1 protein-coding gene is annotated in these 256 nt (G+C 74.2%); it reads right to left on the reverse strand.

Translation table 11 applies throughout. The features are described from left to right. A partial coding sequence (locus VR45_RS41390) for a hypothetical protein (protein WP_045945146.1) occupies window positions 1-256 on the reverse strand: 256 nt, incomplete at both ends.

Raw genomic sequence — 256 nt, forward strand, 5'->3', positions numbered from 1 at the left:
TGTTCGGGCGACCGCTGCTGCCCGTAGGTCGCGATCAGCGCCTGCGCCTCGATCGGGTCGCCAAGGGTGGTGCCGGTGCCGTGGGCCTCGACCACGTCGACCTCGTCGGGCTTCAGGCCCGCGTTGGCCAGCGCCGCCCGGATCACCCGCTGCTGCGAAGGCCCGCTGGGTGCGGTGAGACCGTTGGAGGCGCCGTCCTGGTTGACCGCGCTGCCGCGCAGCACCGCCAGCACCTCGTGGCCGTTGCGGCGCGCGT

This window comes from Streptomyces sp. NRRL S-495, assembly GCF_000966955.1.
Taxonomy (GTDB): domain Bacteria; phylum Actinomycetota; class Actinomycetes; order Streptomycetales; family Streptomycetaceae; genus Kitasatospora; species Kitasatospora purpeofusca.